This window comes from Bacteroidia bacterium (genome assembly GCA_041391665.1).
Taxonomy (GTDB): domain Bacteria; phylum Bacteroidota; class Bacteroidia; order J057; family J057; genus JAGQVA01.
Window position 1 is genome coordinate 1,332,994 of sequence record JAWKNO010000002.1, and the last position, 24,944, is coordinate 1,357,937.

Consider the following 24,944-nt stretch of genomic DNA (forward strand, 5'->3'; position numbering starts at 1 on the left):
ACAAAAGGCCCCTGCTGAATCTTTATCCGGCAAAGGGGCTTTTGAATGTTATCTGCGGACAAAAAATTTGTACATTTACCCGCAAAACCTAATTTACTACAGGAAAACCCCTTACTGTGAAGCAATTATTTACACTGATGATCAGAAAAATTTTCCCTCATACATCTCTGGCAATACTGCTGAGTTTGCTGTTACAAACCCAACTTCAGGGACAGTGTGTAACTTCTTACCCGTATTTGCAAAATTTCGACAGTGGTCCGGCCGGTTGGACAGCTTCTGTCTCCGGGATCACTGGATGGTCTCTGGGAACACCTGCCAAATCTGTTATCAACTCTGCCTCTTCGGCTCCCAACTCATGGGTTACCGGTGGATTAAACCTCCCCTATACGGCTAACAACAGCTCCTGGGTAAATAGTCCGTGTTTTGATTTTTCGACTTTACTTAATCCGGCTATTTCCATGAGAATTTGGTGGGAGAGTGAATTTAGCTGGGACGGTGCCGCGCTACTTTCGTCTATAGATGGCGGGGCGACCTGGCAAGTAGTAGGAGGCCTGCTTGATCCGGTCAACTGGTATACAGACAACTCTGTGAACGGAGGGCAGACGGGTGGTCCATGCGGACAGCTTCTGGGCTGGACCGGTCGGGCCGCAACCAATACCGGATCGCAAATGTGGGTAACGGCTCAACACAAATTAAATGGGCTCGCCGGAAAACCGAATGTTCGTTTCCGGATTTGTTTTGCTTCTGATTTTTCCAATCAATATGATGGTTTTGCTTTTGATGACATCATTATTGCAGACCTTCCTGCCGTAAATCTTGGCCCGGATACGGTAATCTGTGTTACTGATACATTGGTTCTTGATGCCTGTGTTCCTTCCGCAACGGATTATCAATGGACCAGCAGTGTTGCAGATACATTTTGTACAAAATCTGTGGTAAACTCCGGATTCTACATTGTAATAGTAAAGGATACGCTGGGATTTATAGTCAGAGATACGATTCAGGTTTCTGTATCTGCTACCAATGTACAGCTTCCCACAGCTCAACTGATTTGTCCCGGAGATACGATTACCTTAAATGCTTCCAACCCGTGGGCAAGCCATCTCTGGCTTCCTGGCAATGTGCAGGGACAAACACTCGATGTCTTTCAGACGGGTACCTATATCGCCGTGGTATCAGATACTTTTGGGTGTGTAAGTATAGACTCTGTGGCGATAACGGTGGACTTTGTGCCCAACGTGGACCTGGGGCCTGATACGACAATTTGTATCGGCGAATCGATCGTTCTGGATGCCGGTGCGGCTAATCCTGGCACCAACTACCTGTGGAACTTTGGCAGTGCATCCTCCCAAACCATTATTGTAACTGCACCAGGTACGTATATCGTAACCGTTACTACAGCGGCTCAATGCACGACATCTGATACGATGGATTTGAGTGTACAACTTTCGCCCGTCGTTAATCTTGGACCAGATAGAATTGAGTGTGGTGAATTTTCCCTGAACGCCAACAATGCAGGTTCGACCTTCCTTTGGTCAACCGGGTCAAACACTCAGACCATTACTTCCACTAATGCCGGCCAGTATTGGGTATCTGTTACCAATGTTTTTGGTTGTGCGAATTCCGATACAGTTAACATTACAAAGGGTACAATTCCCATTGTGGACCTGGGACCTGATCTGGTAATATGTAATAACCAATCAACCACTATCAGCGCGGGGAATCCGGGCAGTCAATATCTTTGGTCAACTTCTGCTACTACTCAATCTATTACTGTCAATTCTCCCGGAGAGTACTCCGTACAGGTAACCAATGCGGATAACTGTACATCCACGGATACGGTAAAGGTTGTGCTCTCTCCGCTCACAGTTGAACTGGGGTCAAACTTTACTATTTGCAACGGCGATTCTACTTTATTGAATGCCGGAAATACAGGAAATAATTATACCTGGTCAACCGGAGCAACTACCCCCACGATCTATATTACTTCCGGTGGCACCTATTCGGTAACGGTTTCGGATACTGCGGGTTGTACCGCACAGGATGTGATCATTATCTCAGGACAAGCCAATTTTGTCGCAGACTTTGATATTACACCCGATACTTCTGTTTTATACCAGGTTATGCAGTTTTCGGATCTCAGCGGAGGTAATCCAACTTCCTGGCTATGGGATTTTGGCGACGGACTGACATCCACACAAAAAAATCCAACCCACGCATATCAGTCTGTTGACACCTTCAATGTATGCCTGACTGTCAGTGATGGGATCTGTACCAATACGGTCTGCCAGAAGTTGTTTGTTGATATTTTTGCTGGTCTCGAAGAAGAACTGGGCCTCAAACTGAATGTATATCCAAACCCCAACGGTGGACAGTTTACCGTTGATATTTCCCTCGAAAACAGCGAGAACACAGAATTGGAAATACTGGATCTTTCAGGCCGTATTCTGTACCAGAAGTCTTTGGGGTATGTTTATACTCACAACGAGAATGTAAATCTTGCTAAGGCAGCAAAAGGACTATATCTGTTGAAGCTGACAGTCGGCGGGGTGGATGTTTACCGGAAGATAATGGTGCGTTAATAAAAAGAACTTTTATATATTTGCCCGCCCCCGCAAATATTTTGTCCATGCAGAATGAAGTACATGTATTTGCCCCGGCGAGTGTGGCAAATGTAGCTTGTGGTTTTGATACACTTGGATTTGCCATCCAGCGACCGGGCGATGAAGTGATCGCAAGATTTTCTTCTAAACCCGGATTGCATATCAGCCGGATTATAGGAGATAGCGGGAAATTATCGCTTGAACCTTCTCAAAACACAGCGGGTGTTGCCGCACTTTCCCTGCTCAACCGGCTCGGCAATTTTCCGGGTGACTATCCGGGAATTGAGCTGGAAATCCATAAAGGAATTGCCATTGGCAGTGGCCTTGGATCCAGTGCGTGCAGTGCCGTAGCCGGTGCTGTAGCAGTCAATGAATTGCTCGACCGGCCTTTTGAAAAAAAGGAACTCCTCCCATTTGCACTCGATGGAGAAGCCCTTGCCAGTGGTGGAGCCATCCATGCCGACAACGTGGGCCCATGTCTGCTTGGGGGAATTGTACTCGTCAGAAGCAATAAAGACATGGACACGGTTAATATCCGCGTTCCGGACAATCTCTACGCAGCGGTTGTGCTTCCCGAATTGGAAGTATTGACCGTCGTTGCAAGAAATATTCTCCGTAAAGAAATTCCCCTGAGCGATGCCATTACCCAATGGGGCAATCTGGGGGGAATCATTGCCGGCTTTACTATGTCAGACTATCAACTGATCGGGCGATCGCTCAATGATGTGATCGCCGAACCCTATCGTTCTGCGTTGATCCCCGGATTTTATGATGTCAAAGAGGCCGCCCTCGAGGCAGGCGCATTGGGCTGTAGTATTTCAGGGGCAGGGCCATCAGTATTTGCCCTCTGCGAGGGCGATGTAACTGCATTCCGGGTGGGAATCGCCATGCAAAATGCATTTACACGCGCAGGTATACCCAGCGAGCGCTTTATTTCGACTATCAACACGCTGGGAGCTGAAAGAATCCGCTAGTTCAAAGCCACAGGATAATTTAAAAATATGTATTTATACAGTACGAAAAACCGGCAGCTCCGGGCTTCGCTGGAAGAAGCGGTTTTACAAGGACTGCCACCGGATAATGGGCTGTATATGCCTGAAAATATCGGACGTCTGGCTGATGATATTCTCGGGAAGCTCGATCAGCTTACTTTTCAGGAAATTGCTTTTGAAATTTGTCGCAATATTTTCGGAACAACCATTCCTGAACAACCACTACGGGAGATTATTGACCATACACTGAGTTTTGACGCACCACTGGTAAGGTTGGGTGAAAATGATGCTGTACTTGAACTTTTCCACGGCCCATCTCTTGCCTTTAAAGATTTCGGTGCGCGTTTTATGTCGCGCCTTATCTCCTGGTTTGTAAGAAATGAAAATCGTGAAGTAACAATACTCGTTGCCACTTCAGGAGATACAGGTGGCGCTGTAGCCTATGGCTTTTATAAAACACCTGGGGTTAAGGTGATTATTCTATATCCTTCGGGGAAAGTCAGTGAGCTTCAGGAAAAGCAGCTGACTACATTAGGCGAGAATGTAACAGCACTGGAAGTTTCCGGAAACTTCGACGACTGTCAGGCGATGGTCAAACAGGCCTTTCTCGATGTTACCCTAAAAGATGTTGTTAACCTCAGTTCTGCCAACTCGATTAATATCGCGCGGTTGATTCCTCAGTGTTTTTACTATTTCCGGGCATGGCAGCAGATCCCGCTTTCGCGCAGAGAGAAGGTGGTATTCTCCGTTCCCAGTGGAAACTTTGGTAACCTCACAGCGGGGTTAATGGCGCAGAAAATGGGTTTGCCAATAGCAAAATTCATTGCTGCAACCAATATTAATGCCATCGTCCCTCACTATCTTGAGACGGGAGAATTTCAACCCGGCCCGGGTAAACCCACAATTTCCAACGCGATGGATGTTGGCAATCCCAGCAACTTTGCGCGCATGACAGATATGTTTCAACACGATCTGGCCGCCATGCAGGGGGTAATCGAAGGCTATTCATTTACAGATGATGAAACCATAACAGCGATGAAAGAAATTTATCGCAGATATCAGTATGTGATGGATCCTCATGGAGCGGTCGGTTGGCAGGCACTGGATACTTTCCTGAAAGATTTTCCGGAATATTACGGTGTTGTACTTGAAACTGCCCATCCTGCCAAGTTTCTGGATGTCGTTAATCCTGCGTTAGGCTTTGAAGTGCCTGTACCCGAAAGACTGGCTTCACTGGCGGATAAAGAAAAAAAATCTATTCCTATTGGGAACCAGTACGGTGATCTGCGGGCTATTCTGCAAAACTTTCCGGGTTAATATTGATTATGGCCGCATTTTTTTTTAAGATAGAATGTATGCAACTTTTTGACCACCACTATGGGTCATTATGAAAAATAACCCTTATGCAAAGTATCAAAAAACATTCTGCCTTATTTATTTTACTGGTATTAATATCGGTTCAACAGCTATATAGCCAGGCATTTTACAAAAATGAACTGACCATTTCTCCCGGCATAGGTGCTATTGGGATCATTACCGATTACAATGCTACCCCCGTAGTTGTGAATGCCGAATATGGGCTTACCCGCGCTTTCAGTGGCGGCGCTTATCTGGGCTTTCGGTTTTTAAGTGATCCGAATGAAGTGAAAAGGCCCGCCCTTCATCCTGCGGTCGGTGCAAGGTTGTCTGCACATATTTTCCCGCTTATCAATCAGTTTTCCGAAGCGGGTATCGACGACTCAAGGATGGATGCCTATCTTTCCTTACTGATCGGGTATGAATTTGCCGGATCATCTTATCCGGTTGAAAGACCATTTATTTACCCGAGACCCGTCATCGGTGGGCGCTATTATCTTGCCGATCCTATTGCCCTTTGGTTTGAACTGGGGCTGGGGGCATTTTCGATTGTGAATGCAGGTATTACCCTGAGACTGGGAGTTTAAATATATATTATGAGGATTCTGCTTCTGATTACCGCTGCTACTATTTTGTGTTTCTCTTGTTCCAACTCTCCCCAACCTGAAAAAGGCCTGCTGGAAAATATTTTGGAAAACCGGGGTGGGGTAGTAGAACAAGTCATGAAGGATCCCGGGAAATACCGGTTGCAGATTCTTTATACCCAGGTGGACAGAGACAGTCTCAATCGCCCACATTTTACGACTTCAGGTTTTCGTGTGAATGAACAGGAGTATTTTTACCCTGCGAGTACGGTCAAATTGCCCGCGGCAATACTGGCTCTGGAAAAACTTAATAATCTGGGAACGCCCAATCTGGATCGCCATACAACCATGCTGACAGACAGCGCATATAGTGGACAATCATCGGTAATGACCGATTCTACCTCTGCTACGGGTTTCCCTTCCATCGGGCATTATATACGGAAGATATTCCTGGTGAGTGATAATGATGCATTTAACCGGTTATATGAATTTATCGGGCAGGGGCCATTTAACAGAGAGCTACAAGTCAAAGGATTTGCCGGAACACGCATTCTTCATAGACTGTCCATTTTCCTTACACCTGATGAAAACCGCCATACGAATCCTGTAAATTTCATGTATGACGGAGAAAAGATTTACTGGCAGCCATTGATTTACAATGATCGGCCTGTGCCACTTCCGGACGCTGTTTTTATCGGAAAAGGCGACATGATGGATGATAGCGTGCTGGTGATGAAGCCGAAAGATTTTACCGGAAAAAATGCTTTCCCATTGATGGATCAGCACCTTTTATTGCGGGAAGTTATGTTTCCTGGTTCGGTGGACGGAAAACCCAAATTCAACCTGACAGACAACGACTACCAGTTTCTGTATCAGGCAATGTCCGAACTCCCCTCCGAATCAGTATATCCGGCGTATGACAGCACCCACTATTACGATAGCTATGTAAAATTCCTGATGTTTGGTGATTCGAAGAAAAAAATCCCGGAACATATTCGTATATACAATAAAGTCGGAGCTGCTTACGGATTTTTGATCGACAATGCCTATATCGTTGATAAGAAAAGTGGTGTGGAATTTTTCCTTTCCGCATCGATATATGTGAATGAGAATGAAATATTCAACGATGAAGTATATGAATACGACACGATAGGGTTTCCCTTCTTAGGAGAATTGGGAAGAATTATTTATGACTTTGAATTGAACCGTCCGCGCAAGTTTCGGCCAGTTTTTACCGATCAGTTGCGTTGACAAAAATGTGAAAATTCTCCGGTAAACCCTTTTCATTTTCAAGCGATGCGGCTAGCCTGGTTTCTTCCTTTGCCAGGGAAACCGGATCAAAACTGACCATGACTTCATTTTCTCCGGTGATCTTCGCCCATTGTTGTTCACCTATACGAATTTCAACTTTTGTACCCGGCCTGGGCTGGGAAAGGCGCACTTCCACATGATACATACCTTCACGGGAAGGCAACAATCGCCAAAACCCCTCACTTCCCCAGCCATTTCCACCCGTTTTTTGCCAATCTTGTTTGGTAAGCACAGTTACCGGCTCTTTATCAGAGCCAATGATTATAGCAGGTTTGGCATAATTGTCGGGCCTTGTAGAAGAGACGTCTGAAAACCATTGATCATACACAGATCGGAGTTGGGCTGCTTTATCGGGCATAGATTCCGCCAGATTATGGGCTTCTCCCGGGTCAGATTTAAGGTCATATAATTCAAATGGAACATTTTCAGGCATTTGTTCCGAACCAAAACCTGAAGGGTGTACAAGTTTATATTGTTGGGAAATCGCTGCAAAATTGTGATAGCGGATGGCTGAATCCCCGCGATGGCTCTGGATAAAAAGATTGCGGTCAGGCCACTCGCCAACATTTCCTGTAAGCAGTGGAATCAGGCTTCGTCCGTCGATGTTGACACTATCCGGAAGACTTACCCCTGCCACTTCCAGAAAAGTCGGCAAAAGGTCTATATGCGCAGCGATGCGGTCGCTGGTAGTGCCAGGCCTAAACCTTTCAGGCCAATGTGCGATAAAAAACGACCGGATTCCCCCCTCGTGAACATTCGACTTCATTCCCCTGATATTGCCGACATACCGCATGGTGTTTGCTCCATTGTCTGTCATAAAAATCACCAGCGTGTGTTGTGTCAGTCCCAGTCTGTCGAGGTTTTCAAATAGTTTTCCCACATTCTGGTCTGCATTTTCCACCATGGAAAATATTCTCGCGATTTTGTCATTTTCCTTTGCAGTGTCGGCAACGGCCTTTCTGAAAAGTGAGGAAAAATCACGCTGGGAATATTTTTCATACAACTCCTGCGGTACATCCTCAAATGGATCGTGCGGCGCGTTCGTAGGAATATAGGCGAAAAACGGTTTTCCTGCCGCCTGGCTTTTCTCCATAAAAGCAATCGCCTCGCGGAAATATACGTCGGTACAAAATCCTTCGGTTTGAACCTGCTCACCGTTACGGAAAAGAATAGGGTTGGTATAACGCCGGTTGTTTTCAAATGGCTCAGAAGGTTGTGCGAGCCCGCCGCCACGGTGAACGAGTACCTCCTCAAATCCCTGATCCTGCGGGCGCATGGGATAGCAGTCGCCGAGGTGCCATTTGCCAAAAATTCCGGTTGCATAGCCCGCTTCGCGGAGAATTTCAGCGACCGTCACTTCACGGGTGTCCATCATGGCTCGGCCGATCCAGGTATCGATCGCACGGGTACGGTAATTGTAGCGACCCGTCATGAGGCTGGCGCGCGTAGGCGCGCAGACCGGACTTACATAAAACCGCTGCAAAGTTGCACTGCGCGTTGCCATAGCATCGATATTGGGTGTCTCTATGAGTGGATTTTCCATCATCCTCAGATCCCCGTAACCCTGATCATCGGTCATGATCAGGACGATATTTGGCGGAAGGGAATGCCTTTGACTGCAACCGACGGTCAGCAAAGTCAGGGTGCAGATTATCAATAGTTTACAGGCTCTCATTTCAGGTATTATAACGAGTTTAGGCAAGGATATCAGTAACGGGCCTTCCATGGACATCTGTCAGTCTGTACCGGCGGCCCTGATGTTTGAAAATCAGTCTTTCGTGATCCATACCCATTAGGTGCAAAATCGTCGCCTGCATATCGTGGACATGGACACCATTTTGGGCAACATTATAACTGAAATCATCGGTTTCTCCAAAGGAAAACCCCTGTTTCACCCCGCCTCCGGCCATCCACATGGTAAAACAACCCGGGTGGTGATCCCGTCCGTAGTTGTCTCTGGTAAGTCGTCCCTGAGAAAAAGCGGTACGGCCAAATTCTCCCCCCCAGACGACCAGCGTATCTTCCAGCAATCCGCGTTGTTTCAGGTCTTTGATCAGCGCAGCGGTTGGCTGATCGGTGTCGCGGCACTGCCGGGAAATGCCCGATGGAAGTCCGCCATGCTGATCCCAGCCCATATGATAGAGCTGGATAAAGCGAACATCCTTTTCTGCCAGCCTGCGGGCCATAATGCAGTTATAGGCATAAGTGCCGGGAATACGCGCATCAGGACCATAGAGGTCGAGGATATGAGCGGGTTCGTCAGAAAGATCTGCGACTTCCGGCACCGACATTTGCATCCGGTAGGCCATTTCATACTGATGGATTTTGGCATCGATCATGGGGTCTTCCCAATGATTTTTTTGCGCCTCGTTTAACTGTTGGATGTAGTCCAGCGACTCGCGACGATGTGCCTGGGAAATACCATCAGGATTATTGAGATACAGCACAGGATCTTTGCCACTGCGAAATTGTACCCCCTGATGCTGAGCAGGCAAAAACCCATTGCTCCATGCTGCGGCACTCAAGGGTTGTGCCGAACCACCTTTGGAAACCATCACCACAAAGGCCGGAAGGTTTTCATTTTCTGACCCCAGTCCATAACTCAGCCAGGCACCCATAGACGGGCGACCGCTTTGTTGGGAACCTGTTTGTACAAACATCACTGCGGGCTCATGGTTAATCGCTTCCGTAAATACAGATTTAACCACACACAACTCGTCCACGACCCCGGCAGTATAAGGAAGGAGGTCACTGACGTGGATACCGGATTTCCCGTATGGCTTGAAATCCACAAATGAACCCACCAGCGGAAAACTCGCCTGTTCGGAAACCATACCCGAGTTGCGCTGCGTGCCGCGCAGAGAAGAAGGAATTTCCTTTCCATGCCATTGCCTCAGCACGGGTTTGTAATCAAAAGTTTCGATCTGTGAGGGGCCGCCACTCTGGAAAAGATAAATGACTCTTTTGGCCCGGGCAGGGAAATGTGGCTGTCCGGGAAGGATGTCTCCTGAAAAAAAATCTTCTTTTGCCCGCAATCCTGTCGGAAGCAGAAGAGAAAGTGCTGCGGCACCCAGGCCCATTCCGGCTCTGGTAAAAAACTGGCGGCGTGTGTGGTAGTATTTTTCCATTATCGCAGGGTATAACTATCGGTGGTATTCATGATATTGTGAGCCACGGCTGCATGGGTAGCGAGAATCACCGGATCAAGCAGTGGATCTGGTTCTGTCTCTCCGGTACAGATATATACAAGCGCATCATCCGGATTTTGGGAAAACCACCGAAACTCCATTTCCCACATTTTCTTCAATAAATTTTCTTCCTCTTCCAAGGGTTGCCGGCCTGTAAGCTTGATGAAGGTAAGAGCCAGTTGATTGTCTGCGGTTAGGCCCGGCAGATTGAGTGTCTGTTGTGCCATCATTCTTGCCGCTTCTACAAACTGAGGATCGTTGAGCAATACCAATGCCTGGAGAGGTGTCGAGGTTTCCTGCCGTTTGACGGTGCATACACTGCGGTCTCCGGCGTCAAAAATCAGCAAAGCGGGTGGGGAAGAAGTGCGTTTCCAGATAGTGTAAATGCTTCTTCGGTACAATCCTTCTCCCGGTTCCTGTTTGTATTTATATCGCCATGATTTGTTGCTGAGTGATTCCCATAGCCCTTCGGGCTGATAGGGATAAACTGAGGGACCGCCGGTTTTGTGTACGAGTAAACCACTGGCTTCCAGTACCTGGTCCCGTACCATTTCGGCGGGAAGCCTGAATGAAGGTCCTCTGGAAAGATAAATATTCTGTGGATCTGTTTCTCTTTTCAGATCATCAGCAAAGGAAGACTGGCGAAAAGTTGCAGAGGTGAGAATCAGTTTGTGCAAAGCCTTTACATCCCAGCCCGATTCTACAAACCAGACTGCCAGCCAGTCGAGTAGTTCGGGATGCGCAGGGAGTGAACCCTGTGCACCAAAATCGTCTGAAGTGTTTACCAGCCCGCGGCCAAAATGCATCTGCCAGATGCGGTTGACAAATACCCGCGCTGTAAGCGGATGTTTGGGCTCAGTCAGCCATTTCGCGAGATCTTCACGGGTTTTTCCATTAAAAGATCCCAAAACCGCAGGAGTTGCCGGCAATACTTCTTCGCCCGGAGAGTGATAATTTCCCCTATCCAGAATGAATGTTTTTCGATAGTTGTCTTCCGGCAAATCGCCCATAACCATAATTTCCGGAACCGGTGTTATCACCTTTGCCAGCGAATCCCGCCAAAAACGAAGCTTTTGCTGTATGGAATCATCTGCCGGATTGAAGTGGAAAAAATCGTTTTTCAGACTTTCAAAGGCCGGTGAGGTTGGCTGTTGTAAAATTTTAAGAACCGCTTCCGGCTGATAATTGTACAAAACCTCGGCAGTGGAAAGATTCCGGTTAAATATTTTCACTTCATCAATTCCTCCGTTGCGGAATAGCCGGACATGTTGCCTGTGTCCGAAATAAAACCCATTAAAGCCATATGTGTGGATGTCGGGGGTAAATAAAATGCTTTTTTCCAGATGATTGGCCCTGGTTTCCGTTTCGATTTCCGCTCCGTCAAAATACATTCGCACAACCGATCCATCCCAGGTGAAAGTCAGATGAGACCAGCTCCTGACAGGCAGCGGATTACGAGAAATCACTTCAACTGCCTGATGTGGCCAGGATCGTGCAAGGACAAACCGCACCTTATTATTTTCCAGCCAGGCAGAATACCCTTTCAGCCCCAGCCGCAAATCTTCGCAGTGATAAAACAATCCGGCTTCATCATAGACTGTATCGGGAAAAATCGCCAGGCTGATAGAAAAAGGCTGCGTATAGTCAAACCATCCTTCCCGCTCGTCCAGCTTAATGGTCTGGTATTCATTGACAAATACCGCTTTTCCGCTATAACCCTTTCGTATATCCGGGCCGGAAATGGATGACCGTTTTTTAGTATTATTCAGGTTGGGGGAATAGGCCATTTGACCATTGTAGGTAAACTGATTAAAAGGATAATGCGCCGCGATAGCTTGCTTCAGGGATTTTTTTATTTCAGACTCTGTGAATAAGCCTTTTGGTGAAATTTGCTGGTTTTTTTCCACAGCTTCTGTTTCTGCAATCTTTGAGCGTAGAAAATCAATTTGCGACTGGGTTTCCTCATCGGTGAGGAGAAGTGAAGGGCCAGGCGTTTGGCCGGGGCCATATACCGCAGTGCCAAGTTCGTGTGTCTGATTGAAGAAGCCGTATAGTTGATAATACTCTTTCTGACTGATGGGGTCATATTTGTGGTCGTGGCAACGTGCACATTCAAGCGTGAGGCCGAGAAAAGCTTTTCCGAAAGTATTGGTTCGGTCAGCTACGTATTCTGCGCGAAATTCTTCGAAGACAATTCCCGCCTCCGAATTTTTTTTATGCAGGCGGTTAAAAGCTGAAGCGAGCACCTGGTTGCGGGAGGGATTGGGGAAGCGGTCTCCCGCAATTTGCCAGGAGATAAACTGATCATAGGGCATGTTGTTGTTGAAAGCCTCTATCACCCAATCCCGCCAGGGGGAGAATTCGCGGTGTTTGTCATCGAGGTAGCCATCACTGTCGGCGTAACGCGCCAGTTCGAGCCAATAAGCGGCCATACGTTCGCCATAGGCAGGAGAGGCGAGCAGGCTGTCAAGCAGATTTTCATAGGCAGAAGGAGCAGTATCTGTGAGAAAAATGTTGGTAGCTTCCGGCGATAGCGGCAAGCCGGTAAGATCAAAAGCTGCACGTCGGGCGAGGATTTCTTTTGTCGCGGGTGGAGCCGGTTGCAAATCCATTCGCGCCATTTTTTGGCCAATCCATTGGTCAATCGGGTGTTGATTCCAGCCGGGGAAAGGACTTTGTGGCAGGGGATTTTTTTGGGGTGGAATAAAAGCCCAGTGCGGCTGGTATTCTGCGCCATCTTCGATCCACTGCCGGATCATGATAATTTCCTCCGGCGATATGGAAAGATTAGATTCCGCGGGCGGCATATGAAAATCGTGGTCATCAGAAACCATTCGCTGATAGGCGACACTTTTATCAGGGTTGCCGGCCACAAAGGCAAAACCCCCGTTTTCGAGCGGAGTTTGTTTGGCGCCCAGTTCTGTATCGAGGCGAAGAGAAGCCTCAATTTTAGCCGTATCGGGGCCGTGGCAGATAAAACAACGATCTGAAAGGATAGGGCGGATATGGGTGTTGTAGGAAATGCTTTGCCCGGAACCAGCGTTGCGAAAAGACACAAAGAAAAAGCAAATGGCCACAACCAGTGCGCCGGACAAAAGGGCAAAATAACCTTTCATTACAGACAGCTTAGGGGGTAATTCCTGTACAGATAAAGAAAGATAAAAAAAATCGGTGGAGAATGGAAACTTTTGGGGGAGTGCCGATCTCTTCCTTATCGCGGAATCTTACAGACGGCTATTATTATATCCAAGCGGGTTTTCGGTAGTGGTGCTGCGATCCACGGTGGTTTGGAAAGTTATCAAAGTAGTTTCGGACAACTCCGGTTTTTTATCCTGGCTTTCGGAGGGAATGCAACCCCAGGAAATCATCGATGATTTTCCGCAGATAAAACTCGTTCCCAGGCCTGTCTTGCTTTTGCGGCAGATCGTGAGCGACGGGTAAAAATCGCATCCTAATCCCGGTCAAAGGTAATGATGATTCGTTGTTCCTGAATAGCACGTTTCATAACAGCTTCATCGGTAATACTCGGGGTAACTACATCAATATGCACAATGTCATACCCTTGATCTTTCAGGAAATCCATCCTTCAATCCTTCCAACGCAAAAGCAAACAGTGCCTGTATATCTTCCTGTGTAAGGCGCGGATAGTTTTCCAGAAGACTTTGAGGTGTCCAGCCATTTGCCAGCCGTTCGAGCAAAAATTCCACCGACAGCCGGGTTCCTTTAATTACAGGTTTTCCTCTTGCGCCCGGCGGCGTCGTAGGTGATCTTTGCGGGGAGGTTCAGAGGGTTGTAGGTGATGCTGGTGATGCCGCGGTAGCCGTCGGCGATGAGGATATAGTTTCTGAATCTTTACCTCGATGAATGCATTGATATTCTGGCTCCACTTAAAGTTTCCAATATTAATGTGTCCCAGGTAATCCTTCTAATGATAAAATCACTGTTTCCAATTATGATTAGGGTATCTGACTTAATATCCCACTTGTCTGGAATAGCTACATCAGGAAGAGGATTGTAAATTCTCCTACTACCTGTATTTTTCTCATAGTAAAGACGCTGATATGTCCCGTCAGATTTGAAACTATAGCAGTAGATTGCAGAATCCGTAAAGTATCTATCAAAATATTGATGGACATCCCAAAACTTTATACTATCATTTGTGAGCCTATCATAGACTGAAGTATTTCGCTTGATGGGGTTATTTAAACAGGAAATCAAGTATATCCCGCTTATAATTAGACAAAGATGAAAATTTATATTTCTCATTTTACCTGCGTATTACAGTCACTGATGTTGTCCGGGGATTAGGATGACTTATCTGTATAAATAAGCCGGTTTTATTGCCAGGTAATTTTGATTGACCCCACCCCAATTGTTAGGACAGCAAAAGCTAAAAATATCGTTTGATTAAGTGGTTCCCCCTCACCTTTCCCTCCGCTCCGGCGCAATTTTTTCTCCCGCCAACACCGCGGGCATCCAGGTCTGGTCGTCGTCTCCTTTGCCGTATATGAGCAAATGTCCGCCGTAATCGCCGCCGTCGGGGTCGCAGTGGACAATCATCATTCGCCAGTGCTCGCCCTGCTGCGGGGGCTTCCAGCCGGGGTTGTTTCTTCCCATCGTCAGGGCAAGGCTGATCCTCGCTTCGAGTGTATAACTCCCGGTGGTTTCGGGAAATCCGGCCATCCCGCTAATCCTGTATTCCACTGCTTCTGCGGGGATGGGTTCTTCCAGATAGGTGCTATCTGCGGTTCCATGTCGCCACCACGCGCCGTTTGCCGGCTGGGTTGGGTCGGCGACAAAGGCAAATCCATGATCGCCTTCACCAAAGGTTTCCGAATTATCGTCTGCCGGGCTTTCGATAAACCAGGCAATGGCGTCTTTGTAATACCAGCGGAAGGGTTCGGGTTTGTGCGGAATGATATCGTTGCGATTGTCGGTTACTTCTGCGGCCAGATAAAGATACGCCGAGTCCCATGCCATGTAATACCTGGCGGAAAGATCATTTTCCAGAAGATCTTCGGATCCATGCTGTGTCAGCCGGTTGCGCGAGGGTTCATACCAGGCAGTATGCGAAACGCGGAATATGTCCCATTCTCCATCGTGAAAGGCTTGGTGTTTCCATTCGTTGAGATTGCCGTCAATAGTGGGTGCAGTCGCAAGAAAGGGAATAAGCAGTGTGTCGGGAGGTGAGGACTGCCACTGGAAAAGGGTGACTATTAAGGAGAAGAGGGCGGTATTCATATATATGATGGGATCCGGTGTTCAGCAATTACCCACAAAGGACACCAGGAATTCACAAAGATCACTAAGAAAACCATTGTACGGGTTGTACCTGTTTTGTGCTTCTTGTGGTTAACCTGATTGTTTAAATTACATATTTTCCCGAAATATTCCCGATTTCTGCGATATTTGGCTTAAATCATAAAACTATGAAACTTGGCTTCGGCTTATACCGGCACATGCTCACAGAAGATAACTACCGCTTCGCGGTTCAATGCGGTGCTACGCACCTCGTCATCCACCTGGTGGATTATTTTAACGCCTTCGGCAAAAAAGATGGCCCTGCAAACCAACCAGTAGGCGGAAAACAGGGCTGGGGTTATACCGGTACGGTCAATCCTTTCTGGTCGTTGGAAGAATTGCTGGAAATCAAACAGGGCATCAATGCTGCCGGACTCGAACTCGAAGCCATCGAAAACCTCGACCCGGGCCTCTGGTACGACATTCTGCTTGATGGACCAGAGCGGGAAAGTCAGATCGAAAAAGTCAAAGAGATTATCCGGAGAATGGGCGAGGCGGGAATCCCTTGCCTGGGCTACAATTTTTCCATCGCAGGCGTCGCCAGCAGGGTAGAAGGGGCTTATGCACGCGGCGGGGCTGTTTCGGTAGGAATGGATGGAATCACCGACCAAACCCCCATACCCAACGGAATGGTGTGGAATATGATTTATAATCCCGACGCGCCGGAAGGCGAAGTTCCCCGCATTACGCACGACGAACTCTGGCGGCGGCTGGAGCGCTTTCTGGACGAGGTATTACCAGTTGCAGAAGAGGCGGGGGTGATTCTGGCGCTGCATCCCGACGACCCGCCAATGCCTTATGTCAGAAATACCCCCCGGTTGGTTTACCAGCCGGATATGTATCAAAAATTGATTGATGCTCACCGCAGCCCCAGTAATGCGCTGGAGTTTTGCCTCGGCTCGATCTCCGAAATGACCGAGGGAGATATTTATGAAGTTACCGATCGGTATAGCAAACAAAACCGGATCGGTTATATTCACTTTCGAAATGTAAGGGGAAAAGTCCCCAACTATAAAGAAGTGTTTGTCGATGAAGGCGATATCGACATGATCCGTATCCTTCAGATTTTAAAGAAAAATGACTACCAGGGCGTGCTGATCCCCGACCACACCCCGCAGATGACCTGTGATGCTCCCTGGCATGCAGGGATGGCGTTTGCTATGGGATATATGAAAGCCGCCATGAAGATGGTAGGGGTATAAATCATTAAGGCAATCGTTGGCATGGATGGTTTGCTTTGGGATCAGGTGTTTTTGTGTATTTTAGGCGGGTAACATCTGATCTACTTAATCCGGACTACTATGCAACTACCTGGCTCTAAAACAATTCCACTTTTTCCCACGATTATTGGTGTATTGCTGCTTGCGTTTACTTCTATTCATTGCAGCGCGCCTGACGGACCCGTGCTACAATTACACAAAGGCGCCCATATCATGCTCGTAGGCAACAACCTCGGCTCGCGAATGATGAATTATGGACATTTTGAAACAGAAATGCACCTCCGCTACCCCGATAGTAGTTTATATATCCGCAATATGTGCGATGGTGGGGATACACCCGGATTTCGTCCGCATTCGGGCCGGATTTCCCCTTGGGCATTTCCCGGAGCAGAAGCGTTTCAGGATGAACTTGCGCACAAATCAGGAAGCGAAGGCCATTTTGAAACACCTGATGAATGGCTTACCCGCCATAAAGCCGACATTATCATTGCCTTTTTTGGGTATAATGAATCTTTTCAGGGAGAAGCAGGGCTGGAAAACTACAAAGCAGAACTAACAGCTTTTATCCAACATACCCTTCAAAAACAATACAATGGTATTTCTTCGCCGCAACTTGCCGTAGTCTCGCCGATTGCATTCGAAGATCTTAGCGACAAGTATGATCTTCCTGACGGAAAAGAAGAGAATGTCAATCTGAAAATGTACACAGAGGCAATGCGTGAAGTGGCTGGTCAAAATGGGGTACTATTTATCGATGTTTTTTCTCCCACGCAAAAGTGGTTTTCTCAGACGAAAGAGCCCCTTACCATTGACGGCTTTCAGCTTACCGATAATGGTTACGCAAAGTTTGCCCCCATGCTTGCTGACCAGGTTTTTGGTCGAACAAAAGTAACGGCGGAGGCAAACAGAGATATGGTACACGCAGCTGTTCAGGAGAAAAACTGGATGTGGCATAACGATTACAAAATACCAAACGGTGTGCATGTGTACGGACGGAGATATGAACCATTTGGTCCGGATAACTACCCCGCAGAATTGAAAAAAATAAGGGAAATGACCGCCATTCGGGACGCTGCAATCTGGTTGGCTGCCAAAGGTGAGAAAATGGATCTTGTGGCAGCAGATAAAGAGACAACGGTTCTGCCTGCTGTACAAACGAACTATAAAGTCAGTGAAAAAAATGGAAATCCGGAGTATCTCTATGGTGATGATGCACTGGCTACCCTGAAGACCGCACCCGGTTATCGTATCGAACTTTTTGCTTCAGAAAAAGAATTTCCCGATCTGGCCAACCCCATGCAGTTATCCTTCGACAATGCCGGACGCCTTTGGGTTGCGGTTATGCCCACCTATCCACACTGGCGCCCCGGCGATGCCAAACCCAACGACAAGCTACTTATTCTGGAAGATACCGATGGCGATGGCAAAGCGGATAAAGAGACCATTTTTGCTGAAGGCCTGCATATTCCTGTCGGTTTTGAGTTTGCGCCGGAAGGGGTGTATGTCTCGCAGGGAACCAATCTTATTCTTCTGACAGACACAAATGGCGATGATAAAGCCGATAAAAAAGAAATCATTCTCAGCGGGTTTGATGATCACGACACGCACCATGTGATCAGTGCATTTTGTGCCGATCCTTCGGGAGCACTTTATATGGGAGAAGGGGTGTTTTTGCATACCAACGTAGAAACCTCCTACGGACCTGTCAGAGGTACCAATGGTGGTTTTTATCGCTATAGCCCCCAACGCAAACAACTGGAGCGCACGGCCCAGCTCGCGATCCCCAACCCGTGGGGAATAGCCTTCGACGAATGGGGTGAAAACTTTTTTGCTGAAACCTCCGGCCCCGATATGCGCTGGATGATGCCGGGTTCTGTAAAACCCCGTTATGGCGTGGCTACCCACAAATCATTTAACCTGATTGAAGATGCCCATCGCGTGCGTCCTACCTCGGGACTTGAGTTTGTGTCCAGCCGGCATTTTCCGGATGATGCACAGGGAGACCTGCTCATCAACAATACCATCGGGTTTCTTGGAACCAAACAACATACCATGGTGGACAGCAGTACAGGGTATGTGAGCAAACATCACCAGGATCTGGTTGTAGGCACAGACAAAAATTTCAGGCCTGTGGATATGGAATTTGCCCCCGATGGTTCGCTCTATCTGATAGACTGGCATAATGTGCTGATCGGGCATATGCAGCACAATGCGCGGGATCCCCTTCGCGACCATGTGCATGGACGTATTTACCGCATCACATATCCATCCCGTCCATTGGTAACGCCCGCAAAAGTTGCCGGTGCCAGTATCCCCGAATTGCTCGACAACCTCAAACTCCCCGAATACCGCACCCGTTATCGCACCCGACGGGAGTTGAGAGAGCGAAATGCTGGAGAAGTATTAAAGGAACTCAAAAAATGGACGGCAGCACTAGACCCGAACGAGCCTCGTTACGAGCACCATTTACTGGAAGGACTTTGGGTGAGCTGGGGCTTAAACAATATAGATCAGTCTTTGCTGAGAAAACTGATGACGGCCAATGATTTCCGTGCAAGGGCGGCTGCCGTTCGGGTGCTGCGTTACGGTGGACATCAGATCGCTGACCAGACGGCTTTGCTCCGCCAGGCGGCGGCAGACCCGCATGGAAGGGTAAGACTCGAAGCCATTGTAGCAGCATCGTGGCTGAAAAAAGAAGCGGGGCTCTCTGTACTGGAAGAAGCCTATAAATCGCCCCTCGACGAATGGATGTTGCCTGCCTACGAAACAGCACTGGCTCACCTCAACGGGCATAGCGTCGATAATCCACCGGAAGAGGAAAAACGCACGCATCTGGTAGGCGAAAGCCGCGAACTATATTTTAAAGGGGAAAAGATCTTTAACCGGGAAGGATTTTGTGTCACCTGTCATCAGGCTGATGGTGCAGGCCTGGAGGCATCTGGGTTTCCCCCACTTGCGGGTTCGGAATGGGTGACGGGAAGTGACGAGCGGCTGATTAAAATCGTACTCAATGGTATGATGGGCCCCATAGAAGTAAAAGGCAAAAAATACCCCGGCCAGGTGCCGATGACACCTTACCGGGGTATGCTCAACGACGATGAAATGGCGGCTGTGCTGACGTATGTCCGCAATTCTTTTGGCAATAAAGCTTCACCCGTTTCGCCGTCAAAAGTGAAAGAAGTCCGGGCGGCTACGGCAGGTAAAACCGGGTTTTATTCTCCCGAAGAACTGCTGAAAGCACACCCGATAGAGTAATTGGATTAACGCATCCTTCTCACGAGTTCAACCCGTCGGTTTTTGGCCCGCCCGGTTTCGTTGCGATTATCTGCAACGGGGCTGAGTGGGCCTACACCATAGCCACTAAGCCGGCTGGCAGCTACACGATATCGCTGGGTAAGTGCCGTAACCACCGCTTGTGCGCGTTGCTCAGACAATGTCTGATTGCTGCTCAGACTGCCGGTATCATCGGTATGACCGACGATATAAAGGAGTTCTGACGGATTGCGCTGCAAATACTCGGCAATAGCCCGAAGTTCGTTTTCGGATTCGGGTTTCAGGGTGGACTTTCCTGTATCGAAGTAAATTCCATAAAGCGCAATCTTGCCTTCTTTATCTATCTTTTCTTTGATCACATCGGCATTTACCGTGACAAGTCCCGTCTCTGCATTTTTTTCTTCCAGTACTTCCATCGTTGTCCAGGAATCGACCCCAAACCAAGCTCCTGTTACGCCAATTTCTATATACGTGGTGGTTTCTTCACCAGGTAATTTGGCTACAAGATATTGTTGGTCCTGACTTGCGCTTCCGCCATAGAGATAATGATCATCATCTGCATGGCGACCCGACTGGGTATAAACGATATTAAAAAACTTAAAGTCATAATACGCTTTTCCCCCGTCGCAACCATTTCCCTTACACGCATAGACAATTTCCGCACCAGCTCTTTCCAACGCTTCCCGGTAGTTTTTCATCACTTCCAGCGGGCTTCTTCCGGTAGGCCCTGCATAGACAATCGCGGTATGTTTGCCTGCCAGTTCAAGCCACTCACCGGGTGTTCCCTGCGGATTGGTTTTGACAAATTTGATTTCGTCATATTCGCGGAAATAGTAATGGCGGATTTCGGAACCGGGGTAGCGGCTGATAATCGGATGGTCTTTAGATCCTGGCTTATCCTGTCCAAAGCTTTGGATTGCGGTGCAAATCAAAATCAGGATGAATGCAATATATCTCATATCGTTTGAATATTTTTTAATTCCTGTTACAGATGTTGGACTCAATTTATAGTTTGAAAGAAAAGCTGCGTTTGCCGCTGATATTCAGTGCTTCATTTAATCCAGGCTCTTTCATCCGGCACCCCAGATTGAGTTGGTATTCTCCGGGTCCGAGTTTATCCAGGATTGTACCGGGAAAGAGAATATTGCCAGGAAAAAATATCGTACCGGGAAAGAGAATATTGCCGGGAAAACTCGTTTTGGCAATAGCTTCCGCTTCGTAAACCGTTTTTCCTTCACGAACGATTTGTGCGGTTACGAAAATCACAAAACCTTCTTTCAGTGCCGGGTAGTTTTCACTAATGGCAGGGTCGGCATAAAATTCAAACATTTTTTCCCAGGGCTGCTTACTCCAGTTGACCAACAGTGATTCGGGAGATTCGGCCAGCATTTTTGCAAAACTCTTTTGCGGACGGGCTTCAATACCGATTTGCCCATACAGTGTGCCCATGCTCAGGCATGCGATAATTGCCAAAAGAAAATTCTTCATTGTTTAATTGTTGTTAAGTAAATAAAATGGTTAAAAGATTACAGTCGTTCGACATGATAGGTCACTATGATATGGCCTTTGCCATGCGTGATATGCAGGTAGCCAAAACCCTGTTTATTGGAAGGGGCTGTATTTCCTGTGTAGGCGGGAATACTGGCTTCGTTCAAGGGAATGGTAACGCGCTCTTTACCCAAAATGTCGGAGGAGGAAGCAGTATCGTAGTCTTTCAACTCGATGGTCAGCTCGATTTTTGTATTGCGCATCATGTCGTCGAGAGATTCGTTGGGCTGCAGGGGGAAATCAAAAGTGATGGCTTTGCCAATAAGATAGGGACGAGTGCTGATATCGGTTTTGATGTAGTTTTTAGGGAATATCTCCCAAAATCGGCCATATTTATCTGTGTACCGCACATCAAAGGGAGTGATTTGTTTTCCTGACCGGTCAAAAGCCCTGCACCACCCGATGCCATAAAGTTCATATCCTGAAAAAATCCCCTCAGGTCCGTCATCTACTGAAGCGATCCAGATATTATCCAGCGTCAGTCTGTATCGGAGACTTTTGGTTCGAAAGGGAACAGAAACCAGAATAGGTTTTTCGTTGCTTTTCAGGGTAGCATTCCAGGCACCGGAAGGCGTGGCTGTACCCCACGCCCATTTACCCTTGATGTTTTTTTTGTCCGGAGAAATAGAAAATTCGAAGCTGCCTTTTTTCCCTTTATTGTCAAATGTGCCGCGAACGGTGCTGCCGCTAAGTGTTCCTTCCAGAAATCCTACGTTGCTATAGTCTCCAAATACTTTGGATCCATTTTGGTGCAGACGAAGCTCGCCAAAATCAGAGTTCCATGTACCTTGCCACGAGCCTCCGGTTTGCGCATGGAGAAGACTTGTAAAAGCCAGAGCAAGGGTGAAAAAAATCAATTTTAAGTAACTGTTCATGTTGTAAACGAATTAGTGAATACTGTGAATGTCCGCTGATCAGGCGGTTTATAAGTATTCTCCCCAATTCGCTTACAATTGGCTCATGGAAAAGTGATTTTTTTTATTTTTTATTCCCACTCTTTCGCCAGATCGGGTCTTCCCTCCAATTGATAGAGTTCCGCTAATGCCGATCTGGCCATTGGGAGGTTATACTTTGCGGAACCGTCTTTGGAGTACGCACCTACAGCTTCCATCAACAAATCTTTCGCAGAGGATAATTTCCCCACCTTAACCAGGCTTCTTCCCAAAAACAAAGCGATATCAGCAAGAACCGGGTGGCCGTCAGGCAGGGAATTTTGCAGATAATCTCTCGCCTGCGTTGCAGTGTTCACAGAGGCCTGATAGTTGCCCTGGTCGTACTGTACCAGGCAGAGCGTTATGAGTGGGTATGCAGCGCGCGGATTGGACCCGGGAAGCGTTTTACGATAAATTTCATAGGTACGGAGAAGTGAATCTGAGGCTTCACCAAGGCGGTTTTGTCGTTTGAGACTCAGACTCAGATTTTGAAGGGTATTGGCATACATATAGGAGTCCGTGCCATATTTTTGCGCCTTTAATTGCAGATTTTTCCGGTAAATTTCTTCCTCTTCCGCAAATTTTCCATTATCGCCCAATACGAGTGCCAGGTTGTGCAGGGTACTGAGAATTTCGTCATGGGTAGGTGGGAGAATTTTTTCCTGCATGACAAGCGCCTGCCGGAGCCAGGCTTCTGCCGTATCTGTTTTTTGCTGATAGCGGGCTACAACAGCTCTGGAATTGAGTAAAATCGCATGATAGGGATGGGTCGCGGGATATACTTCCCGAGCTAAAATGGTGGCAATCCCCATCAGAGAATCCGCTTCGCCATAGGCACCCAGATCACGGCGGGCCATGGCACGTGCGTGAAGTGCGATGAGATAGGGTTCTGTTCTTTCCTGTTGATGAGCAGTGAAATCCTTTATGGCAAGAGAGAGTACAGAATCAGCCATTACCATTTCTCCCCTTGTGACAAGGCTGTACCCCCAGCTCTGCCATACCTGTGCAGGCGTAAAGTCTCTATCGCGGGTTTCCAATGCGAGGCGCAATGCCTCCAGGTACAGGGAGTCTGCCAAATGGGCGGTAGTTGTATTTTGTGCCATCTGGAAAATCATGGAGATCTGCTCCGGGCTTCCTTCCGGGTAGTACTTTATCGCTTTTTGATTAAGCGAATAGGCAGAATCGTAAATGGTAAGTCCTGCATACATTTTTGCCGCAGCTGCATATAAATCTGCCTGCACGATGGGTTGTCCGGCAAGGTCTTTTTCAATTCCTGGAATGGCGGTCGAAAGAAATTCCCTGACAGAGAGATCGGGCCCCAGATCCTGTTGGTGGAAAGGATTGGGGCTGTCAAAAAAGCCTACCAGCCATGAAAGTGTGGCTTCTGCGCGGTCTCGGGCGATTCGCGCCTGTCGTGCTTGCCAAAGGGCAATGCCAAGCCCACTTGTCAGGGACAATACAATCATTGCAGCAGCAATTATGGTTCGCCGGTTACGGCGAAAGTAGCGCGAAGTGCGATAACTCCAGCTATCGGGCTGGGCCAATACCGGACGGTTTTCCATCCATCGGTTGAGGTCGTCTGCCATAGCCGATACACTGGCATACCGGCGTTCAGGTTCTTTCCTCAATGCCATAAATACAATCGCTGCCAGATCGCCCTGTAACTGTTCGTGGCTGGCAGGAGCAGTTGTTTGAATGATTTCCTGTTGTTGATGTCTGTCTTTTCCCTCCAGGTGATAAGGCCGCCGGGAAGTGATCATCTCGTACAATACCAGCCCCAATTGGTAGAGGTCTGAGGCTGTGCCAAGGGGGAGCCCTTCCATTTGTTCGGGACTAGCGTAGGCGGGTGTCAGCCACTGCTGTCCGTCCTGGGTAAGGTGTTGGGCATCTTCGTCAAGCAGTCGGGCAATACCAAAATCCAGCAGCTTGATTTCCCCACGGTCGTCCACCAATATATTGGCGGGTTTCAGATCCCGGTGTAAGATCAGACGGCCATGTGCGTAAGCTACCGCGTCCAGAATACTCATAAAAAGCCGTATACGATCCTGAATGGAGGGGTTTACCCGGTTGATGTAATCGATTAGTGGCTCTCCCCCGATATATTCCATCACAAAATAGGGTAAACCCATGGGGGTACTGCCCCCGTCAATCATTCGGGCAATATGGGGGTGCTGGATAGATGCCAGCAATTTCCTTTCCTGGTGAAAACGGGAGACGACATGATCCGTGTCAACACCTCTTTTCATCACTTTAATCGCCACCTTTTGAGAGAAACCGTCGCCGATTCGCTCAGCCAGGTATACAATTGCCATTCCACCCCGGCCAATTTCCTCTTGTACGTGATAGTTATCCAACTGGTCGCCTGGAAGAAGGGGTGCCTCACCCCATTCGAGCATGGCACTGACTTGTTGTTGCTGCCATTCTTCAAAAAATGTCTCTTCCGGCTGATAGTGGGAAAGCAGATCAATTACTTCCTCAAACATGGCGGTATCTCCTCCACAGGCAGTCTGCAGAAATGCCACATGCTCTTTTTGGGGCCGTTCAAGTGCCTGGTGAAACAAGGATTTAATTTGTTGCCAGCGATCGGGAGTCATGGTTGTTGTAATCTGGATTAAACATAAAAAAATAGCGGTCAT

At 47.9% G+C, this 24,944-nt stretch carries 16 protein-coding genes and 1 pseudogene; 7 read left to right on the forward strand and 10 right to left on the reverse strand.

Features of this window, described 5'->3' with window-relative positions:
• Nucleotides 1-116 precede the first annotated feature (116 nt).
• The 5 genes from R3D00_17190 (at nt 117) to R3D00_17210 (ending at nt 6,786) form a co-directional block, all read left to right on the forward strand.
• Nucleotides 117-2,582 carry a PKD domain-containing protein gene (locus R3D00_17190; GenBank protein MEZ4774923.1) on the forward strand — a complete coding sequence of 822 codons (2,466 nt, stop codon included), beginning with the start codon at nt 117-119 and terminating at the stop codon, nt 2,580-2,582.
• Nucleotides 2,583-2,629: 47 nt separating this feature from the next.
• Nucleotides 2,630-3,577 (forward strand): homoserine kinase, encoded by a 948-nt coding sequence (locus R3D00_17195; GenBank protein ID MEZ4774924.1) that lies wholly within the window; start codon nt 2,630-2,632, stop codon nt 3,575-3,577.
• 27 nt (nt 3,578-3,604) lie between these two features.
• Nucleotides 3,605-4,912 carry a threonine synthase gene (gene thrC / locus R3D00_17200; protein ID MEZ4774925.1) on the forward strand — a complete coding sequence of 436 codons (1,308 nt, stop codon included), beginning with the start codon at nt 3,605-3,607 and terminating at the stop codon, nt 4,910-4,912.
• Nucleotides 4,913-4,998: 86 nt separating this feature from the next.
• Nucleotides 4,999-5,538 carry a hypothetical protein gene (locus R3D00_17205; protein MEZ4774926.1) on the forward strand — a complete coding sequence of 180 codons (540 nt, stop codon included), beginning with the start codon at nt 4,999-5,001 and terminating at the stop codon, nt 5,536-5,538.
• Between the two features lie 9 nt (nt 5,539-5,547).
• Entirely contained in the window at nt 5,548-6,786 is a 1,239-nt protein-coding gene (locus R3D00_17210; GenBank protein MEZ4774927.1) for a serine hydrolase, read from the forward strand.
• Here the strand turns inward: R3D00_17210 and R3D00_17215 are convergent.
• The 6 genes and pseudogenes from R3D00_17215 to R3D00_17240 all read right to left on the reverse strand — a co-directional run bounded on the left by R3D00_17215 (nt 6,767) and on the right by R3D00_17240 (nt 15,275).
• Nucleotides 6,767-8,521: an arylsulfatase gene (locus tag R3D00_17215; GenBank protein MEZ4774928.1), complete on the reverse strand. Its 1,755-nt coding sequence runs from the start codon at nt 8,519-8,521 to the stop codon at nt 6,767-6,769. The two genes, R3D00_17210 and R3D00_17215, sit on opposite strands and share 20 nt — an antisense overlap.
• Before the next feature lie 19 nt (nt 8,522-8,540).
• Nucleotides 8,541-9,974, reverse strand: coding sequence for a DUF1501 domain-containing protein (locus tag R3D00_17220; GenBank protein MEZ4774929.1), 1,434 nt, complete (start codon nt 9,972-9,974; stop codon nt 8,541-8,543).
• The gene (locus R3D00_17225) at nt 9,974-13,150 is read right to left on the reverse strand and encodes a DUF1553 domain-containing protein (protein MEZ4774930.1); all 3,177 of its coding nucleotides are present in this window, start codon (nt 13,148-13,150) and stop codon (nt 9,974-9,976) included. The genes R3D00_17220 and R3D00_17225 overlap by 1 nt, the downstream gene beginning before the upstream one ends.
• 335 nt (nt 13,151-13,485) lie before the next feature.
• Nucleotides 13,486-13,617 (reverse strand): DUF5615 family PIN-like protein, encoded by a 132-nt coding sequence (locus R3D00_17230; GenBank protein ID MEZ4774931.1) that lies wholly within the window; start codon nt 13,615-13,617, stop codon nt 13,486-13,488.
• Nucleotides 13,589-13,774, reverse strand: a pseudogene (locus tag R3D00_17235) (DUF433 domain-containing protein). Before R3D00_17235 ends, R3D00_17230 begins: the two are co-directional and overlap by 29 nt.
• A gap of 682 nt (nt 13,775-14,456) precedes the next feature.
• Nucleotides 14,457-15,275 (reverse strand): sugar-binding protein, encoded by an 819-nt coding sequence (locus tag R3D00_17240; protein ID MEZ4774932.1) that lies wholly within the window; start codon nt 15,273-15,275, stop codon nt 14,457-14,459.
• A gap of 188 nt (nt 15,276-15,463) precedes the next feature.
• On the opposite strand from R3D00_17240, the gene R3D00_17245 reads away from it, so the two are divergent.
• Together R3D00_17245 and R3D00_17250 are read left to right on the forward strand one after the other, a co-directional pair.
• On the forward strand, nt 15,464-16,537 hold the full coding sequence (locus tag R3D00_17245) for a mannonate dehydratase (protein ID MEZ4774933.1): 1,074 nt from the start codon (nt 15,464-15,466) through the stop codon (nt 16,535-16,537).
• A gap of 99 nt (nt 16,538-16,636) precedes the next feature.
• On the forward strand, nt 16,637-19,810 hold the full coding sequence (locus R3D00_17250; protein ID MEZ4774934.1) for a GDSL-type esterase/lipase family protein: 3,174 nt from the start codon (nt 16,637-16,639) through the stop codon (nt 19,808-19,810).
• A gap of 5 nt (nt 19,811-19,815) precedes the next feature.
• Here R3D00_17250 and R3D00_17255 read toward each other — a convergent pair whose 3' ends face one another.
• The 4 genes from R3D00_17255 to R3D00_17270 all read right to left on the reverse strand — a co-directional run bounded on the left by R3D00_17255 (nt 19,816) and on the right by R3D00_17270 (nt 24,902).
• The gene (locus R3D00_17255; GenBank protein ID MEZ4774935.1) at nt 19,816-20,787 is read right to left on the reverse strand and encodes a DUF4892 domain-containing protein; all 972 of its coding nucleotides are present in this window, start codon (nt 20,785-20,787) and stop codon (nt 19,816-19,818) included.
• 46 nt (nt 20,788-20,833) lie between these two features.
• Nucleotides 20,834-21,316, reverse strand: a complete 483-nt coding sequence (locus R3D00_17260) for a hypothetical protein (protein ID MEZ4774936.1) — start codon at nt 21,314-21,316, stop codon at nt 20,834-20,836.
• A gap of 38 nt (nt 21,317-21,354) precedes the next feature.
• A complete protein-coding gene (locus tag R3D00_17265; protein ID MEZ4774937.1) occupies nt 21,355-22,251 on the reverse strand; it encodes a hypothetical protein in 897 nt (298 codons plus the stop codon).
• Nucleotides 22,252-22,361: 110 nt separating this feature from the next.
• Nucleotides 22,362-24,902: a serine/threonine-protein kinase gene (locus R3D00_17270; GenBank protein ID MEZ4774938.1), complete on the reverse strand. Its 2,541-nt coding sequence runs from the start codon at nt 24,900-24,902 to the stop codon at nt 22,362-22,364.
• Between the last annotated feature and the right edge of the window lie 42 nt (nt 24,903-24,944).

Coding starts and splice junctions, on each gene's coding strand:
- R3D00_17195 (MEZ4774924.1), top strand. CDS start 2,630: ATGCAGAATGAAGTACATGTATTTGCCCCGGCGAGTGTGGCAAATGTA.
- thrC (MEZ4774925.1), top strand. CDS start 3,605: ATGTATTTATACAGTACGAAAAACCGGCAGCTCCGGGCTTCGCTGGAA.
- R3D00_17205 (MEZ4774926.1), top strand. CDS start 4,999: ATGCAAAGTATCAAAAAACATTCTGCCTTATTTATTTTACTGGTATTA.
- R3D00_17210 (MEZ4774927.1), top strand. CDS start 5,548: ATGAGGATTCTGCTTCTGATTACCGCTGCTACTATTTTGTGTTTCTCT.
- R3D00_17215 (MEZ4774928.1), bottom strand. CDS start 8,521: ATGAGAGCCTGTAAACTATTGATAATCTGCACCCTGACTTTGCTGACC.
- R3D00_17220 (MEZ4774929.1), bottom strand. CDS start 9,974: ATGGAAAAATACTACCACACACGCCGCCAGTTTTTTACCAGAGCCGGA.
- R3D00_17225 (MEZ4774930.1), bottom strand. CDS start 13,150: ATGAAAGGTTATTTTGCCCTTTTGTCCGGCGCACTGGTTGTGGCCATT.
- R3D00_17230 (MEZ4774931.1), bottom strand. CDS start 13,617: ATGGATTTCCTGAAAGATCAAGGGTATGACATTGTGCATATTGATGTA.
- R3D00_17240 (MEZ4774932.1), bottom strand. CDS start 15,275: ATGAATACCGCCCTCTTCTCCTTAATAGTCACCCTTTTCCAGTGGCAG.
- R3D00_17245 (MEZ4774933.1), top strand. CDS start 15,464: ATGAAACTTGGCTTCGGCTTATACCGGCACATGCTCACAGAAGATAAC.
- R3D00_17250 (MEZ4774934.1), top strand. CDS start 16,637: ATGCAACTACCTGGCTCTAAAACAATTCCACTTTTTCCCACGATTATT.
- R3D00_17255 (MEZ4774935.1), bottom strand. CDS start 20,787: ATGAGATATATTGCATTCATCCTGATTTTGATTTGCACCGCAATCCAA.
- R3D00_17260 (MEZ4774936.1), bottom strand. CDS start 21,316: ATGAAGAATTTTCTTTTGGCAATTATCGCATGCCTGAGCATGGGCACA.
- R3D00_17265 (MEZ4774937.1), bottom strand. CDS start 22,251: ATGAACAGTTACTTAAAATTGATTTTTTTCACCCTTGCTCTGGCTTTT.
- R3D00_17270 (MEZ4774938.1), bottom strand. CDS start 24,902: ATGACTCCCGATCGCTGGCAACAAATTAAATCCTTGTTTCACCAGGCA.